This is a genomic window from Embleya sp. NBC_00896 (assembly GCF_045207785.1).
Classification (GTDB): domain Bacteria; phylum Actinomycetota; class Actinomycetes; order Streptomycetales; family Streptomycetaceae; genus Embleya.
In genome coordinates this window covers 234525-249649 of sequence record NZ_CP108778.1, presented here as the reverse complement: position 1 = coordinate 249649, position 15125 = coordinate 234525, and the positions used below count along the sequence as shown (strand labels likewise).

The window sequence follows — 15125 nt, the reverse complement described above, 5'->3', positions numbered from 1 at the left end:
ATCTCCTCCGATGAGTGGGGGTTGTCGGGGTGATCGACGTCGGGCCCCGCGTTGCCCGGGTGGTCGCCACGGCCGGGTGCTGGTGGGGCGCCGGACTGCGGCTTGTGGTTGGGGACGTGGTGTTCGTCAACCGTTCCAGGCGACCGTGCCGACCAGGGGCTTGATCTCGGCTGCGAGGTCCCGGGTCGGGTCGACTCTTGCGGCGAGTTCGTAGTGGGTGGTGCCGGAGTCCGAGGACACCGCGAGGTGTACGGGGCAGGTGCCGGGGTGCGCGTTCAGGACGCGTCGGAGGTCCCGGACGAGCCGGGGCGTGATCTTGGTGGTCGGCAGGGTCAGCCTGATGGGGGCCGTGTCGAGGCTCAGGACGGTCAGTTCCGTGCCGAAGACGGTGAGCGTGCCGTCGCGTTCGTTGAGTCGGCCCTTGACGCTCACCGCGGCGTCCTCCTCCAGGGCATGCGCGACGAGGGTGTAGGCGTGGGAGAAGAACAGCACTTCGATCTCGCCGTGTTCGTCGGCGAGGTTGATCGCCGCGTACGGCGAGCCGCTCTTGTTGACCTTGCGCCGGACCGTGGTGATCAGGCCGGCGAGCCGGACGTTGCTTTTGCCGTCGGTGGTGCGGTCGGGGTACTTGAGGTCGGTGATCGAGGTGTCGCGGTGCCGGGACAGGATGTGCTCGGCGCCGTCGAGCGGGTGGGCCGAGACGTACAGGCCGAGCATCTCGCGCTCGGTGGCCAGCTTGAGCTTGCGCGGCCACTCCTGGTCGGTGAGCGTGAAGTCGAGCCCGACGGCCGGCTCCGCAGTGGCCTCGCCGCCGCCGAACAGGTCGTACTGGCCCGCCGCTTCGTGCTTCTTCAGGCCCACGACCGCGTCGAGCGCACGTTCGTGGACCTCGGCCAGGGCCCGGCGCGTGTGCCCGAGGGCATCGAACGACCCGGCCTTGATCAGGGATTCGACCGCGCCCCTGTTGCACGCGGGCAGGCCGATCTTGGTCAGGAAGTCGGCGAAGGAGTTGAACTTGCCCTTGCTCGTGCGCGCCTCGACGATGTCGTTGATGACGTTGTCGCCCACGTTGCGGATCGCGCGCAGACCGAACCGCACGTCGGCGCCCACGGCGGTGAAGTCGGCCACCGACTCGTTGACGTCGGGGGACAGGACCCGGATGCCAGCGGAGCGGGCATCCGCCAGATACAGGGCCATCTTGTCCTTGTCGTCCCCGACGGAGGTGAGCAGGGCGGCGGTGAACTCGGCGGGAAAGTTCGCCTTCAGGTAGGCGGTGCGGTAGGAGATCAGGCCGTACGCGACGGAGTGCGACTTGTTGAACGCGTAGCCGGCGAACGGGACCAGGACGTCCCACACCTTCCGGATCGCCTCGTCGGAGTAGCCGCGCTCGCGGCAGCCCGCCTGGAAGGGGACGAACTCCTTCTCCAGGACCTCCTTCTTCTTCTTGCCCATCGCCCGACGGAGCAGATCGGCCTGGCCCAGGCTGTAGCCGGCCAGCACCTGCGCGGCGCGCTGTACCTGCTCCTGGTAGACGATCAGGCCGTAGGTGGGGCCGAGGACTTCGGCGAGCGCCTCCTCCAGTTCCGGGTGGATGGGTGTGGTTTCCTGGCGGCCCGTCTTCCGTAGTGCGTAGTCGGTGTGCGCGCCCGCGCCCATGGGGCCGGGCCGGTACAGGGCGCCGGCCGCAACGATGTCGTCGAACGCGCTGGGCCTCATCAACCGCAGGAGGGCGCGCATCGGCTGGGCGTCCAGTTGGAAGATGCCCAACGTGTCGCCTCGGGCGAGGAGTTCGAAGGTGACCGGGTCGTCGAGCGGGATCGACTCGATGTCGACGTCGACACCTCGGTTGGTCCTGATGATGTCGACCGCGTGGTCGATGATGCCCAGGTTCCGAAGACCCAGGAAGTCCATCTTGACCAGGCCCATGTTCTCGCACGACGGGAAGTCGAACCCGGCGATGATCACGCCGTCCTTGTCCCGGCGGTGCAGCGGGACCAGGTCGAGCAGGGGTGTGCTGGAGAGGATCACCGCGGCGGCGTGCACGCCGGTGCCCCGGATCAGTCCCTCGAGGCCGCGCGCGGTGTCGAGGACCTGCTTCGCGTCGGGCTGGGACTCGTAGAGCGTGCGCAGCTCGCCGCTGTCGACGTGGCGGGGATGGTCGGTGTCGAACAGGGCCGACAGCGGTGCGGACTCGCCCAACACGTCGGGCGGATGCGCTTTGGAGAGACGTTCGCCGACCGAGTACGGGAAGCCCAGGATGCGGGCGGCGTCCTTGATCGCGGCCTTCGCCTTGATGCGCCCGAAGGTGTTGACCTGCGCGGTGTACTCCGAGCCGTACTTCTCCGTCACGTAGCGGACCATCTCCTCACGGTGACGGTCGTCGAAGTCGATGTCGACGTCCGGCGGGTTGATCCGCTCGGGGTTGAGGAAGCGCTCGAACAGCAGGTCGTAGTCGAGCGGGTTGAGCCCGGTGATCCCGGTCAGGTAGGCCACCATCGAGCCGGCCGCCGAGCCGCGCCCGGGGCCGACGGCGATGCCGTTGTCGCGGGCGTGCCGGCAGATGTCGGCGACCACGAGGAAGTAGGCGTCGAAGCCCATCGGGGAGATGACCTTCATCTCCTCCTCGACCCGGTCGAGCACTTCCTGGCTCGGGTTGTCGCCGAAGCGGCGCTTCAGACCCTCGGTGATCTTCTTGCGCAGGTAGCTCGCCTGGGTCTCGCCCTCGGGCACGTCGAACCGCGGCATCCGGTCGGCCTTGGCGAACACTTCGTCGTAGGGCTCGATGCGCTCGGCGATCGCCAGGGTGTTGTTGCACGCCTGCGGCAGCTCGTCGAACAGGCGGCGCATCTCGTCGGAGGTCTTGATGTAGTAGCCGGTGCCCGCGAAGCGGAAGCGGTTCGGGTCGGCCTTGTTCTTGCCCACGCCCACGCACAGCAGCGAGTCGTGCGCGTCGGCCTGGTCCTCGGTGACGTAGTGCGAGTCGTTGGTTGCGAGCAGCGGGATGTCGAGCTGCCTGGCGACCCGAAGGAGGTCCTCGCGGACGGTGCGCTCGATGTCGAGGCCGTGGTCCATCAGTTCGAGGAAGTAGTTCTCCTTCCCGAAGATGTCCTGGTAGGCGGCGGCGGCCTTGACAGCCTCGTCGTACTGGCCCAGGCGCAGCCGGGTCTGCACCTCGCCGGAGGGGCAGCCGGTGGTGGCGATGATGCCCTCGTGGTGCTCGGCGATCAGGTCGCGGTCCATCCGGGGCTTCATGTAGTAGCCCTCCATGGATGCCAGGCTGGAGAGCCGGAACAGGTTCCGCAGGCCCTGCGCGTTCTCCGCCCACATCGTCGTGTGCGTGAACCGGCCTCCGCCGGAGACGTCCTTGCCGCCCTCACCTTCGTCGGTGACGGCTCGCCGTCCGCCGGAGGCCCAGAACTCGGGGCGCCGCGCGAAGCGGGTGCTGGGGGCGACGTACGCCTCGATGCCGATGATCGGCTTCACGCCGTGCTTGGCGGCCGATCCCTGGAACTCGTACGCCCCGAACATGTTGCCGTGGTCGGACATCGCCACCGCCGGCATGCCCTGACGGGCCACCTCGGCGAACAGCCTGTCGTTCTTCGCCGCTCCGTCCAGCATCGAGTATTCGGTGTGGACATGCAGGTGAACGAACGAGTCAGACATCGCTACCACCTTCTCTCATCGGTTCGAAGCCGCTCCTCGTCATCGGGCCCTGCTCGATCCGACCTCCACGACCAGGCGCAGACCACGCGCCGGGGCAGCGGCTCGCCCCTGTGTGGGCCAGTCGTCCGCCCGGATCCCGTATATCGGAGGGGTCCATCCGGGGCTGTGGCGCCGATAGACGGTGGCCCAGTCGGCCTTGAAATAGCAGGCGAGGAGGCCACCGATGTTGGGTACCGGCTCGGGAGCCGCGCGATTCTGTTCGACGACCTGGGCGGCGACCCGTTCGGCATGGTCGTGGTGTCGGGCGCAGTACCGGTGCTCGATGTCCCAGCCGGTGGTCGGGTCCTTCTCGACGACGGTGTGGCGGCTTCGTGCTCCGCAGACCATGTCCCGGTTCCGGGGGTCGACTGGCGGCCGGTACTCGGGGGAGACGTGCAGGACGGTCGGCGGACGCCGGCGCAGCGGTGTGGGGGCGTCGGAGGCCGGGGGAGTGGAGGGCGTACGCGGCCGATACACGTAGGGGCGAAGGCGGGGGGGCCTCGCACCACCCTTGGTCGGGGAGGGTGTTCGGGGGTTCGTACCGGGGCGCGTCGGCGGCGATCATGCGGGGGTAGCGGGGTTGGCCGAGTGTGTCGCGGCCCAGGAGGGCGGCGGCGATCCGCAGAGTGGTTCGCGGGTCGTCCGCGCCTGGGATGAGGGCGAAAGCGACGGCGAGAAGGAGTTCGCGGGCGGGGTGGTCGGCACGCGGGTCACGGTAGATCTCGCGAACAAGCTCGACGTAGCGGTCGTTCGGCGGCTTCGCGGCCGCGTCGACGGCGGGGTGTTGGGAGGCGGTCACGTGCTCTCTGCGTGATGGGGGCGACATTGGCGCTTGCAGCCGTTCGACCTCCGCCTGGACCCGGTCCCGGTCCTCGTCGGCCGCGGCGAGCGTCTCGATCAACGCGTCGCGTTCGGCTTCCAGTTCACCCGCGTGATGCTCCGCCTCGTCCTGGGCCCGGGCGGCCTCGATGGCGGCGGTCTCCCAGAGTTGCGCGTCGGCAAGGCGCCGACGGGTGCCGGTCGGGGCGGTCATCGAGTGGTCCGGTTCATCGTGTGGTGCCCGCCTCGCAGTGACGTGTCGCCCGTGGCGTGCCCGGCGGAGTCCGTGCCGGTGGGGACACTCCCTTGGTCCTGGTGGTGTCGGGGTTGGGGTACGGCGTCGGCACGGTGCGGGTACGCCTCGGCGAGGAGGCATCGGAATTGGCGGAAGCGGGGGTTCATCGCGGTCCCTTCGGTGGCTGGTGCGAGGCGGGGGAGGGGTGGTCGGGCGCGAGCACCGGATCTCGTAGAGCGATTCCGGGTGCACGGCTGGCATCACGACCGGCCCGACGGGGCCGTGGCCGATTTCGGCAAACGGCTCGGGTGACGAGCGGGTCTCCGGTGGGCATGGGCACTCGGCATCGTTCCGCACGCGGGCTGTGTCGCCCGGGGGTCAACGGGGCTCGTGGTAGGCGCGGAAGGGTCGCTCCTGGGCGTCGTCCGAGACACACATGTGGATGCCAGCGGCACGCTGGCGTTCGAACATGGCGGCAATCCAGACCTGTTCGGGGGCGTGGACGGCGAGATCTGCCCACGCCTGAGGGGTCAGTTGCATGGGGTCGCGGGGGAGTCCGCAGGGACACGGGCACTCGGGGACGGGGTCGAGCAGCGCGTTGACGCCGTGACAGCGGTGGTGCCAGTGGCGCTCGCAGGCCTCGCAGGAGTCCTTCGGGACGATGTACGTGGTCGTCCAGGTCGGCGGCGGCGCAGTCGTGTGCGCGTTCGGGGTCCGGCGAGTACCGGCGTCTGTTCGGGCGGTTCCCTTGAGCGTCCGGGTGCGGATATCGGTGACGTCGGCCATGTCGTTGCCTCCGAGATGATCATTGCGGCGGGAAGTCGGCCACGTGGTGTGGACGGGCTCCGGCGGCCTCGAGGGGGTCGACGGGTGCGCGGTCGTCCAGGACGGTCGCGGTGCTGCGCAGGGCGCGAGCGATCCAGTGCGTGTACGCGGGTGGGATCGCCTCGGCGATCTCCTTGCGCACGGACGTCCAGTCGATGCCCATGGCGTCCTGCCACTGGGCGACGGAGCCCTTGCCCCCGCCGTCGCCGTAGACGGCGAAGTAGGGCCCTTTGTGCCAGGTGCCGTGCCGGTATCCGGCGACGCGGCCGCGGTGAGGCAGGTGTTCGGGTTGGGGTACGACGGCGCCGAGGATCTCGAAGTACCTGTGCCGGATGACAGCCAGGCCGAACATCTCGCCGCACAACATGAGGTCACGCCGCAGCGCCGCGCCGGGGACGTTTTCGATGACAGCCGGTCTGCCGGACGCGAGGAGAACTTCGCGGGTGGGCTCGATCAGTCGGGGATAGGTGCGGCCTTGGTTGGTTCCCTTGGTGAGGGTGCAGGCGTCCTGGCAGGGCGGCGAGGCGTGAATGAGGTCGTACTCGTGGGCGTGGGCGCGGGCGTACTCGATCGCGTCCGCCTGCACGAACACGTCGCCGGCGTAGTTGGGTTGGGGTGCGATGTCGACGCCGGTCACGTGATACCCGGCCATCTGGTATCCGCGGGCCGCGCCCCCGGCGCAGCAGAACAGGTCGAGGACTTTCGACCGACGGCTGCGCCGGGGGGCGGGTCTGGAGCGTGACGACCGGGTGTACCGGTTGCTCGGTGGGTCGAGGAGCGCGACGATCCCCGATGCGGGTGTCGCCGTCGGGGACCGGGGGATCACCGGTCGGTCGGGGTTTCGGTGTCGGTGGTGAGCTCTCCGGCGGCCGCCAGGTCGGCCAGGGTTGCGACGCCGTCCGCCAGTGCCAGGTCCGGGCAGTGGCGGAGCGCGTGGGCTGCGGCCGTCTTGAGGCGGGCCTCGTCGGCGCCGGATGCCGTGGGCGCCCAGACCCAGCCTGCGGGCAGGACGTCGAAGTCCTGTTCGTACCACGTTCCGCCGGGGCAGTGGAAGTAGAGGGCGCGGCCTCCTCCCACGGTGGGGCGTTGGCGTGGGGCTCCGGGCCTGGGGTTCTCGAGCAGGCCCTTGCGGTGGGCGAGACCCACAGCCTGCGCCTGGTGGCAGGCGCCGAGCTTTTCCATGCCGGTGTCGATCCATCCCTGGACGACGTCCGGGGCGATACCGGTTTCGTCGCTGACCAGGGCGGGCGTCAGGCCGTAGTCCAGATCGCGCAGGGCGTCGATCTCCTCGGTGGTCAGTTGCTGTCCGAGCAGGGGTCGAGGCGCTCCGGTCGCGGGCGAGGCGGGCCCGGGTCGTGAGGGCGTGTCCGGGGGCGTGTCGACCGTCGTGTCGGTGAGGGTCATGTTTCTTCTCCTGACTCCGGTGGTTCGGTGTGGCGGGGCGTCGGGTGGATCGGGGTGTCGTGGGTCATATCGGGCCGGCGGTCGGCCGGCGGGGCGAGGTCGAGGAAGGTGACGGGCACTGCGCCGGACGTGGTCTCGGGGACGAAGTCGACCTGCCAGGCGTGGTGGCAGTCGTCCTCGTCGCCTGTGCCGCAGACGCACGGGGTGACGAGGGCCCAGCAGGTGGTGATGCGTTCCAGGAGTGGGGCGGAGGGCACATACCGCAGTTCGCCGTACAGGTCGGTGTCGAGGAGCGACATCGCGCACAGCGCGATGACGGGGTCGTACCGGCCGAGGGCGAGGTAGCCGAGGGTGGTCGTGTCGTCCCCGATCGCGGTGACCGGAATTCCTCGGTGAACGGCTTCCATGAGCGGGGCGATCAGCGGTTCACCGCCTGGGCATGGGACTCGCCGGTCTTCCTCCGCCTCGGGGGTGTGCCCGGCGTTGTCGGTCATCGGGGCGCTGCGGCGTGGGTGGGGCCGGTCGCCGATCCGGTCGCGGCGGAGAAGCGGGCCCAGTGGGCGAGTTCCGCTTCGCGGACCAGGCCGGCGAACGCGATGCTCGCGGCGACCACGGCAGCGGTGTCGAGGGCGGAGTCGAACTCCTGGTGCGGGTTGGGTTGGCCGTCGTAGCCCTGACCGTGGACGTAGCAGGTGCCGTCGTCGCGGGGGGTCCACCAGGCGCGGCCCTTGCGGATGTCGGATGAGTCGGGGTAGTCGGGTTTCCAGCCGGCCGCGACGAGTTCGTCGCGGACGCTGCTCAGGTCGGTCATCGGGGCTCCGGGGCGTTATGAGGTTCTCGGGTGGGGTCGAACGGTCGACGAAGTCGCCATTGGTGTCCGCACGCGAGACAGCAGGCGCGCGGACGTCCGATGGGGCCGCCGGTGTCCGCCAGCACGACGGGCGGCCGGTGATGGGGGTCGGCCGGCCTGACCACCCCGTCGGCGTCGATCACCGCGGCGCCCCAGTCGATGACGCCCTCGATGTCCTCGGCGACGTCGACCGGGCCGGCGCAGCGGATGCACACCAGCGGCCTCGGTTCGCCGGTGGTGGCGACCTCGATGTGCGTACCGGTTTCGCTCACGAGCCGGCCCCCCGGGCATGGAGCGCGGCGTGGAGGACGGTGCCCGGGCATCGGGCGACAACGTCCGGGTAGCGCAGGATCGGTGGTTCACGGTCGATGTCGGGGAGGTGGAAGCGCAGGGACGTCTCCTCGACGGACAGCGTTGTCGGCTGCTCGACGAGACGGCGGATCGGCCACCCAGTCAACTCCGCGAGTTTCAGGAGCTGTTCGAACGTGGGATAGAGCCTTCCCGCCTCCCACAGGTCGACGTCGGGTTCCGTGGCGCCGCAGGCGATGTCGACGTCCGGGCCGGAGACGCCGGCGAGGTTCAGCGCGGAGGTGATCTGGGCCGGTACGGCGAGGCCTTCGGTCCAGAGGCGGTGGGCGATGCGGCGGTCTTCTTCGACGGTGGTGCGATGTTCGCGGCCCCGGCGTCTGTTTCGGGCGTCGACGGCGGCGGCCTGCTGCGGGGTGAGGGGGACCTGCCTTGCCCCAGCGGCGGCGGGGCTCCATGGATTCCTCCCGGTCGGATGAACGTGCGGGTGGCGGGTGGCCCGCCCGGTCGGGGCGGACCACCCGCATGGTCAGGTCGGGGGCAGGCACCCGGCGCAGCGCTGGGTGTCGTCGTTGTCGCCGGAGGACCACAGGTGCTTGCCGCAGAAGTAATCGCCGCAGCCCGCCTCGGGGCGGCCGGGCGAGGTGCCGCACAGGTGGGCGAGGCCGCGATCGATGCGGGCGCCGCAATCGGGTGCGGAGCAGGTGTCGTCCACGCCGTACCCGGCGTCGCGGCCGTCGGCGAGGCGGTAGAGGGCGTTACCCACCGGCTGCTCCCTTCCTCGGCGACGGCGCGGGGGGGCGTCGACCGCGTGCGGTCGGGATGGCGGCCGGGGGCTCGGGCGTCCGCGTCGGGGTCGACGGTGATGCCGTACGGCTGGTCCGGCACCCGCGCCGGTTCGCACGCCACCGGTCCCGGACCGGGGTCGGGCTTCTCGACGCCCGGGGTGTCCTGCGCGATCCGCGTCGGCGTGCCGTACTCGGGAATGCGGTACAGGTTCTGTTCGGCACGGCGCGTGAGCGACCTCAGCAGGTCGACCTCGGCCAGCAGTATGCGCTCCAGGTCGGTGGTGATCGCGGGGCGGATCGTGTCGAGTTGGCTGTGGGTCATGGCCGGGGAGGGCCCGGTCCCGCACCAGGCGGTACACGTGAGTCGCGTGGAACCGGATACGTCGTTCGTCCGCGTCAGGATCGCGCCGGAGTAGGCCGAGAGCCCGCACAAGGAGCAGCAGGGCACGGTGCGCGTGGGTGTGGATGTCGTCATGAAGTCGCCTTCGCGTGGTGGTGATGGGTTCGCGGGGCCGGCTGTCCGGGCGTTTCGTACCGCGTGATGGGCTCGTCCAGTCGCCGGGCGCTGCCCGGAGTCCGCGTCACGCGGCGTGGCTGACCGAGATCAGCCAGCCGGTCCCGTTGAGGATCGCCGCCGGCGTCTCGTAGCGGACGGGCGCGTGTTCGGGGGTGAGCGAGCGGAGGTGGCCGGGGGCGTGGTGGGTGGTGATCCACACGTGGCCGCGGCCGTCGCGGTAGAGGCGGCGCTCGCCGACCACGGGGCGCGGAGCGCCGGGCAGGCCTTGGTGGAGTCCGCGCATCCTGGCGTACTTGGCGGCGGTGGTGTGCCCGTCGTACTCGGCCAACGGGTCGTCGAGGCCGACGCGGCGGACGTGTCCGAAGAGGTCGTCGAGGTCGCGTTCGCGGTTGATGTGCCAGGACATCGGCAGTCCGTGCGTGGGGTGGGCCTGGTAGAGCGCGCGGTCCTCCAGATCCGGGGCGGGGTCGATCACGACTCCGCCCCAGCGTGCGGCGAAGTCGCTGAGGAAGTACGCGCGTTCGCGGTAGACGGGCCCGGCAGGGTCGAGGTCGGTGATCTCGGTGGCTGGACGGTGGTGAGTGGCGAGGTTCACGATGGGTTCTCCGGCCGCCCTTCGCGGGGCGGGGTCGGGCTCGGGGACGGCCACGTCCTTGCTTGGTCGCGGTGTCGTGGCCGTCCCGGGGCGAATTCGGTGGTCCGGGGTCAGGGGTGCGTGCGGCGCGTGCGAGCGCGGGTCGGGTCGTCAGCTCGGGGGTTCGGTCGTGGACTGCACCGTCACGGGCTCGGCGGGCTTGGGGAACGGTGTCTCGCAGCCCTGGCAGGCGTGGGGGACGAGGTATCCGGCTCCGGCGATCTCCCGATCGGTGAACGAGACGTCGTACTCCTGCCGGGGGCCGACGCACGAGAGGCAGAGCCAGCGGGCATCGGGGTCGGGGCTTCGGTGAAAGTTGCTGCGCCGCACCACGCCTACTCGTACGCCGGTGCGGAGCACGTCTGCGGGCACCAGGTAGGCCGCTTTGACGATCCGCCGGCTGCAGGGCCGGGCACTCTCGCATCGGGTGGCGGTGCGGGCCCCGTAGCAGGCGGGCGTGCAGCCGAGCGCGGGATCGTCGATCTCGCGCTCCGCGGCCCACCAGCACGCGTGTTCCCGGCGCAACTGGCCCACGAGCAACTGCGTCTCCTCCGTGGTCAGCGCGGAGATCGGCGTCGGGGTGGTCAGCATGCATTCCGCACCCTCATGCCACCTGCCCCACACGGTGTCGACGGAGAGGGTGACCTCGAAGCCCGTCGGTCGCCATGCGCCGGCGTTCGCGGGGTCGGGCACCTCCACCACGAACGCGCCGAGTCCCTCGTCCAGGGTCATCCGCGCGTCGGGGATGTCGACGGTGGCGCACAGCGCGTCGAAGGCCGCGTCGGGCGTGAGGTGGTGGGACTCGGTGCCGTAGGGGCAGATGAGGGCCCAGGTGGGCCCCTGGGTCGGGATGGGATAGGGGTCGTCGTCCTCGTCCCAGAAGTCGGTGTCGGGGTCCAGGTGGTTCTCAACGACGGTCACGATGTTTCCTCTCTGCACCCCCGGGGGCGCGGTGTGTGGACCGGACGGCCGCTACGCCTGGTGGGTCCCGGCGCGCGGCCGTCCGGGACGGATTCAGGTGGCGGCGACGATCAGCGGTGCCACGTGGCGCAGGCTCGTGAGGCGGTTGCGAACGGCTCGGGCGTGCCTGCGGGCGCCGTTGGTGGCGGCGGTGCTGTTCGCGAGTTCGCTCAGGGTCGACACGGCGTCGTCGACGTCATCGACGGTGAGCCGGCAGTTCCCTGCGGCGAGCGTGTGGATGACGCTTACGCCCGGGCCGCGGGCGTGAGCCTCGGCGGCAGCCGCGAGTTCCTCCAGACCTCGTTGCGTGCCCAGGAGGGTCCCGCGCGTCCGGACGTGGCTCATGGCGTTGTCGCCTGCGCGTCGGCCGGGTCGACGAATACGCCTTCGTCGCCGTCGTGTTCGGCGTCGGGGTGGACGGTCCGGTCGTCGATGCCGACCGCCTCACGCCATTCCCGGCGGCTCTGGGGGTCCATGTCGTCCGGCGTCAGGCAGGCGGCCTTGAACGCCAGCTCGGCGAGGGCAATGTGGCCGAGTGCCTCGGTGGCCAGCGCGTGGCCGGTCACCGGGTCCGCTCCGTCGCCGTAGGTGAAGTGATGGGCCCTGTCGAGAAGGGTTTTGGCTATTCGGTAGTCCTGAATTCCGTTGTTCACGGTGATCTCCTTGGTGTCGATCGGTTGGGCCGGTGAGTTGCGGCGATGCTGTTTTCGTCGTTCAGGCGGCGGCCTGCTCCGAGGCGCAGTCGTCGCACGGGTGTTCCAGTGCGCTGCCGTGGCAGCCGGGTGTGTGCAGGACCTGGTCGGCGACGCACGGTCCGGATCCGGGTTCGGTGTTCGCCGTCTCGTCCGCGTACGCGTTGCGCCAGGCGAGTTGATACGCGCCCAGTTCCGCGATGACCGTGTTGAAGGCCTGGTGCATGGCGTCGGGCGGGTAGCAGTGTGCGGGAAGGCCGGGGATGTAGTCGCCGTCCGGGTCGGTTGCGCCGAGCAGGGTCTCGAGGGCGATTCCGATGGTGATCCCGGTGCTCTCCCAGCGGCCGTTGTCGCGGACGTCCAGGACCTGGCCGGTGGCGGTGGCCTCCCAGCGGAGTTGCGCGTCGCCGTACGTGCGGGCGTACCAGGAAAGCCCGGCCTTTTGCGCGGCGGGAACGTCGGGGTGGATGTCGTGCGGGTCGCAGGAGAGCGTGAAGCCGAGGGGAACGAATTCTCCGGGCATGAGGGCTTGTTCCTTTCGAGCGTGCGGTGATTCGGGAGGTTGTGTCCGGCCGCGAGGCGGAACAGGACCGGCCTGGACCGTGCGGCGCCGGGGGGTGTCGATCACGCGGGACGTGCGGGCCGGCTTGCGGTGAACGGCGATCGGTGCGGCGAGGCGGCCGTGGGAGGCCGGCCGGGTGGCTTGATGATCGGTGGGCATCGAATCGGCCGATGCCGGTCCGAGGTCCATCGATTGCGCCGCGGGAACGCCTAAGGCGCGGGGGCCGGCTGTTGGGATGTGTTCGGGGCATGGGTCGAGGACCCGGGCGCGGGTGCGCGGGGTCGAGTCGACGGTGGGACGTGGCCCGAGGATCGGTCGCTGTGCGGGCAGGGTCGGCGGAGAACGTTCTTCCACGCGGATCCCGAGGGATCGCGCCGACCCGTGCCTGACGCCGCGGATGCGCGGGCGATGACCGTGTGCTCGTTCCACCGTACGGGCGGCGGGGCCTGTTTCACCAGAGGGTGATCAGCGGATGAAGTCCGGCCCCGCACGGGCGATCCGCCTCCGCCTTCGGTCGGCGACCGTGGGGGCGGCTACGCGAACGCGACCTCGGACCTGTGGATTCGAGGTACGCGGCCGGTCAGAGGGATGAGGCGAGGGCCACGGCGCCGGCCGTGAGTCCCAACACGAGGAGCGCGGCCCGGATGAGCGCGAACTTGACGTCCGCGATCCGGCTCATTCGCTGATACTCCTCGGCGAGGGCCCGGGGCTGTTCGGATTCGGCGAGCAGGCGCAACGTGGTGTCGGGGTCGGTGGCGACGCGCAGCGATCCGCGGGTGCGAGGGAGCAGCACCCAAACCAGCAGCACGGCCGCCGTGGCGAGGCCGGCACCGGCGCCGTAGACCGCGGCGCCCCTGATGGCGCGCAGGCCGGGCGCGACGAGCCCGATGCCCGCCAGCAGCAGGCCCGCCTTCTGGTCGGCGGCGCGCACGTTCGAGACGACCAGGTCGACGCGGCGGTGCAGCGTGGGGCGCAGTGCCGTGTGGTCGGTCGCGGGGTCGGTGTCGCGAGGCGATTCGGTGGTGGGGGGCATGCGGAGCGCTCCCGGGTGTGGTGGATATCGGTCGCGGACCGGTCGGCCGCGCTCGAAACCTCCGGATCCCTGGGCGGGTTCCGGAGGCAACGAGCGCTCCGACCGGTTCAGCGACCGGGCTCGGGAACGCGGCCCGTCCGGCTCATGCGGTATCCCCGTCCCGGCCGAGTACGCCGAGCAGGTTGGCCAGCGCACAGTCGACGTGGGGGCGGTAGTCGTCGCCGATGCTCTCCGAGGCGCTCGCGAAGCGGAGCGCGTCGATCATCGCGTCCGCCTCGGCCGGGGTCATCCGGGCCCGGCGACCGGCTCCCAGGTCCTCCAACAGGGCGGCGCCGATGCCGTCCTTCGGGCCGTGACGGCTGGTCAGGGTGGCAATGTGATTGGCGTGTCCCTCGTCCGTGTAGACGCAGTAGGTCAGGACGGCCGGATCGGCCGGGCGGGCCCCCTTCGCCTCCAGCGCCGCGCAGTCCGCGCACAACCCGTCGGCAAAGAACGTGGCGCCGTGGCAGCCGGGGGTGTGAGTGATCCGCCAGCGGGCGCGCGCGCCCTGCCAGGCGGCGCGCGTCGCGGCGAGTTCGGCCTGCAGTTGCTCCTTGGTCGCGGTTTCGATCGGCGTGGTGTCGATGTCGTGCGTGTCGGTACTCAAGGTCGTGTCTCCTGAATCGCTGTGGTGGGTGGTTGAGTTGCCGGCGGTTTCCGCCGCTGTGGCACGTGCGGACCGGACCGGTGCGCACCCTGATCGACGGCGGGTACGTTCGAGGTGAGGGTGTCGATGCGCCGGTGCAGCGTGGGCCGCGGCGCGAGGTGGTCGACCTCGGACCCGGTGTCGAAGGTCGGTTCGGCACTGGATGACGCGTCTTCGCTCCCGAGGTCGCGGTCGGCCCCGGCTGATGGGCGGCGCTCGAACCCCCGACTCCAGGAGCTGGGTGTCGGGGGCGCCGAGCGTGCGACCGGTTCAGGGGTCGGGTTCATGCGTGCGGGCCCGCAGGTGTGCGCGCGGCGATCGGAACGGCCGGCGGAAGGCGCCGATCACGGGGCGTCGACGTGGACGCCGTCGGTCGTGATGTGGATGCCGTCGTCGACGATGCGGGGGACCCGCGGGTTCGGCCAGTCCTCAATGGCGTAGAAGAGGGCGAGGTCGTCCATCTCCATCCAGCCGATGGGTCGCCAGGGGTCGAATTCGGCGTCCGCGAACAGGACGGCGGCGGTGTCGGCAGAGCCGGATGCACCGTTCGGGCGGACTTCCATCACCCGCAGGAGGCTCGGGTATTCGGCGCACGCTCCGGCGGGGTCGCGCCGGCGCCAGGTCTGGTCGGGTGCGGCGATGTGCCAGGGCGAGCAGTGGGACACGAGGTCCACGGCCAGGCGCATCGCGGCTCGCTCGGGCAGGTGGTCGTCGCGCTGGTAGGCGTCGATCCAGCCCTGCACCACGCGGGCCGCGCCCACGGAGCCCAGGACCTGGTCGATGCGCTTGTCGGTGTCCGTCACAGCGTCACCTCGGCCGGGATGTCGTTCTCGAGGCGGTCGGCCAGGTCGCGTGCGCCGGCGACGCGCAAGCCCTGCAGGATGCGTTCGCGTTCGTGGGTGTCACTGGCGAGCGCGGCGAGCTGCAGGTGTCGGGTGAGGTCCTGCTCGGTGCCGAACGGGGCTCGACGATGGCTGTTCGTGGCATTCATGATGTGGACTGCCTTCTTCCTGTAGTCGGGTGGGGGGTCCGGGCACGGCCGCGTCTGTGGTGGTCGACGGCCGTGCCCGGACGTGCCCGCGGCCGGCCCTCGCGTCGTGGCGACGCGAGACC

At 70.7% G+C, this 15125-nt stretch carries 20 protein-coding genes; 1 reads left to right on the top strand and 19 read right to left on the bottom strand.

Features of this window, described 5'->3' with window-relative positions; translation table 11 throughout:
* Positions 1-126: 126 nt before the first annotated feature.
* The gene (gene dnaE, locus OG928_RS48430; protein ID WP_331738655.1) at positions 127-3663 is read right to left on the bottom strand and encodes a DNA polymerase III subunit alpha; all 3537 of its coding nucleotides are present in this window, start codon (positions 3661-3663) and stop codon (positions 127-129) included.
* 39 nt (positions 3664-3702) lie between these two features.
* Positions 3703-4050, bottom strand: a complete 348-nt coding sequence (locus OG928_RS48425; RefSeq protein ID WP_331738653.1) for a hypothetical protein — start codon at positions 4048-4050, stop codon at positions 3703-3705.
* A gap of 232 nt (positions 4051-4282) precedes the next feature.
* Here OG928_RS48425 and OG928_RS48420 point away from each other — a divergent pair, with 232 nt between their 5' ends.
* On the top strand, positions 4283-4516 hold the full coding sequence (locus OG928_RS48420) for a hypothetical protein (RefSeq protein WP_331738651.1): 234 nt from the start codon (positions 4283-4285) through the stop codon (positions 4514-4516).
* Positions 4517-5134: 618 nt separating this feature from the next.
* On the opposite strand, the gene OG928_RS48415 is transcribed toward OG928_RS48420, so the two are convergent.
* The 17 genes from OG928_RS48415 to OG928_RS48335 form a co-directional block, all read right to left on the bottom strand.
* A complete protein-coding gene (locus tag OG928_RS48415; protein ID WP_331738647.1) occupies positions 5135-5542 on the bottom strand; it encodes a hypothetical protein in 408 nt (135 codons plus the stop codon).
* A 19-nt stretch (positions 5543-5561) separates the two neighbouring features.
* Positions 5562-6233, bottom strand: coding sequence for a DNA methylase (locus OG928_RS48410; protein WP_331738646.1), 672 nt, complete (start codon positions 6231-6233; stop codon positions 5562-5564).
* A 170-nt stretch (positions 6234-6403) separates the two neighbouring features.
* Positions 6404-6985: a hypothetical protein gene (locus tag OG928_RS48405; protein WP_331738644.1), complete on the bottom strand. Its 582-nt coding sequence runs from the start codon at positions 6983-6985 to the stop codon at positions 6404-6406.
* A complete protein-coding gene (locus tag OG928_RS48400) occupies positions 6982-7392 on the bottom strand; it encodes a hypothetical protein (protein WP_406292266.1) in 411 nt (136 codons plus the stop codon). The genes OG928_RS48405 and OG928_RS48400 overlap by 4 nt, the downstream gene beginning before the upstream one ends.
* A gap of 83 nt (positions 7393-7475) precedes the next feature.
* Positions 7476-7796, bottom strand: coding sequence for a hypothetical protein (locus OG928_RS48395; protein ID WP_331738640.1), 321 nt, complete (start codon positions 7794-7796; stop codon positions 7476-7478).
* The gene (locus tag OG928_RS48390; RefSeq protein WP_331738638.1) at positions 7793-8107 is read right to left on the bottom strand and encodes a hypothetical protein; all 315 of its coding nucleotides are present in this window, start codon (positions 8105-8107) and stop codon (positions 7793-7795) included. The genes OG928_RS48395 and OG928_RS48390 overlap by 4 nt, the downstream gene beginning before the upstream one ends.
* Positions 8104-8292, bottom strand: a complete 189-nt coding sequence (locus OG928_RS48385) for a hypothetical protein (RefSeq protein WP_331738636.1) — start codon at positions 8290-8292, stop codon at positions 8104-8106. The genes OG928_RS48390 and OG928_RS48385 overlap by 4 nt, the downstream gene beginning before the upstream one ends.
* Positions 8293-8670: 378 nt before the next feature.
* Positions 8671-8907 carry a hypothetical protein gene (locus OG928_RS48380; RefSeq protein ID WP_331738634.1) on the bottom strand — a complete coding sequence of 79 codons (237 nt, stop codon included), beginning with the start codon at positions 8905-8907 and terminating at the stop codon, positions 8671-8673.
* 603 nt (positions 8908-9510) lie between these two features.
* Positions 9511-10041: a hypothetical protein gene (locus OG928_RS48375; RefSeq protein WP_331738632.1), complete on the bottom strand. Its 531-nt coding sequence runs from the start codon at positions 10039-10041 to the stop codon at positions 9511-9513.
* 150 nt (positions 10042-10191) lie between these two features.
* Positions 10192-11001, bottom strand: coding sequence for a hypothetical protein (locus tag OG928_RS48370; RefSeq protein WP_331738630.1), 810 nt, complete (start codon positions 10999-11001; stop codon positions 10192-10194).
* Between the two features lie 93 nt (positions 11002-11094).
* Positions 11095-11385: a hypothetical protein gene (locus OG928_RS48365; RefSeq protein WP_331738628.1), complete on the bottom strand. Its 291-nt coding sequence runs from the start codon at positions 11383-11385 to the stop codon at positions 11095-11097.
* The gene (locus OG928_RS48360; RefSeq protein ID WP_331738626.1) at positions 11382-11693 is read right to left on the bottom strand and encodes a hypothetical protein; all 312 of its coding nucleotides are present in this window, start codon (positions 11691-11693) and stop codon (positions 11382-11384) included. The genes OG928_RS48365 and OG928_RS48360 overlap by 4 nt, the downstream gene beginning before the upstream one ends.
* 61 nt (positions 11694-11754) lie before the next feature.
* Positions 11755-12255, bottom strand: a complete 501-nt coding sequence (locus OG928_RS48355) for a hypothetical protein (RefSeq protein ID WP_406292265.1) — start codon at positions 12253-12255, stop codon at positions 11755-11757.
* A gap of 619 nt (positions 12256-12874) precedes the next feature.
* Positions 12875-13327, bottom strand: a complete 453-nt coding sequence (locus tag OG928_RS48350; protein WP_331738622.1) for a hypothetical protein — start codon at positions 13325-13327, stop codon at positions 12875-12877.
* A 142-nt stretch (positions 13328-13469) separates the two neighbouring features.
* Positions 13470-13973, bottom strand: coding sequence for a hypothetical protein (locus tag OG928_RS48345; protein WP_331738620.1), 504 nt, complete (start codon positions 13971-13973; stop codon positions 13470-13472).
* 383 nt (positions 13974-14356) lie between these two features.
* Positions 14357-14815: a hypothetical protein gene (locus OG928_RS48340; RefSeq protein ID WP_331738618.1), complete on the bottom strand. Its 459-nt coding sequence runs from the start codon at positions 14813-14815 to the stop codon at positions 14357-14359.
* Positions 14812-15003, bottom strand: a complete 192-nt coding sequence (locus tag OG928_RS48335; protein WP_331738616.1) for a hypothetical protein — start codon at positions 15001-15003, stop codon at positions 14812-14814. The genes OG928_RS48340 and OG928_RS48335 overlap by 4 nt, the downstream gene beginning before the upstream one ends.
* Positions 15004-15125: the final 122 nt, after the last annotated feature.

What these genes read in the sequence shown, in the direction of transcription:
- dnaE (WP_331738655.1), bottom strand. Translation starts at nt 3,663, where the DNA reads ATGTCTGACTCGTTCGTTCACCTGCATGTCCACACCGAATACTCGATG.
- OG928_RS48425 (WP_331738653.1), bottom strand. Translation starts at nt 4,050, where the DNA reads ATGGTCTGCGGAGCACGAAGCCGCCACACCGTCGTCGAGAAGGACCCG.
- OG928_RS48415 (WP_331738647.1), bottom strand. Translation starts at nt 5,542, where the DNA reads ATGGCCGACGTCACCGATATCCGCACCCGGACGCTCAAGGGAACCGCC.
- OG928_RS48410 (WP_331738646.1), bottom strand. Translation starts at nt 6,233, where the DNA reads ATGGCCGGGTATCACGTGACCGGCGTCGACATCGCACCCCAACCCAAC.
- OG928_RS48405 (WP_331738644.1), bottom strand. Translation starts at nt 6,985, where the DNA reads ATGACCCTCACCGACACGACGGTCGACACGCCCCCGGACACGCCCTCA.
- OG928_RS48400 (WP_406292266.1), bottom strand. Translation starts at nt 7,392, where the DNA reads ATGGAAGCCGTTCACCGAGGAATTCCGGTCACCGCGATCGGGGACGAC.
- OG928_RS48395 (WP_331738640.1), bottom strand. Translation starts at nt 7,796, where the DNA reads ATGACCGACCTGAGCAGCGTCCGCGACGAACTCGTCGCGGCCGGCTGG.
- OG928_RS48365 (WP_331738628.1), bottom strand. Translation starts at nt 11,385, where the DNA reads ATGAGCCACGTCCGGACGCGCGGGACCCTCCTGGGCACGCAACGAGGT.
- OG928_RS48355 (WP_406292265.1), bottom strand. Translation starts at nt 12,255, where the DNA reads ATGCCCGGAGAATTCGTTCCCCTCGGCTTCACGCTCTCCTGCGACCCG.
- OG928_RS48350 (WP_331738622.1), bottom strand. Translation starts at nt 13,327, where the DNA reads ATGCCCCCCACCACCGAATCGCCTCGCGACACCGACCCCGCGACCGAC.
- OG928_RS48335 (WP_331738616.1), bottom strand. Translation starts at nt 15,003, where the DNA reads ATGAATGCCACGAACAGCCATCGTCGAGCCCCGTTCGGCACCGAGCAG.